The 270-nt window shown below is 68.1% G+C and carries 1 pseudogene; it reads left to right on the forward strand.

The features are described from left to right. Positions 1-270 (forward strand): annotated as a pseudogene (locus tag CVH10_RS20765) (1-deoxy-D-xylulose-5-phosphate reductoisomerase); the annotation flags it as partial.

Consider the following 270-nt stretch of genomic DNA (forward strand, 5'->3'; position numbering starts at 1 on the left):
CGAGCGCATCGCGAGCGCCTCGCCCACGGAGGCCGCCGCCCACCCGACCTGGTCGATGGGCATGAAGATCAACATCGATTCGGCCTCCCTGATGAACAAGGGGCTGGAGTTGATCGAGGCGCACCACCTCTTCGCCCTAGAGCCGGAGCGCCTGGACGTCATCGTCCACCCGCAATCGATCGTGCACGGCCTCGTCTACTGGCGCGACGGCGCGGTGACGGCCGGCCTCGCGATGCCGGACATGCGGGTTCCGATCGCCCATTGCCTCGG

This window comes from Halomonas sp. ND22Bw (assembly GCF_003011945.1).
Lineage (GTDB): Bacteria > Pseudomonadota > Gammaproteobacteria > Pseudomonadales > Halomonadaceae > Halomonas > Halomonas halophila.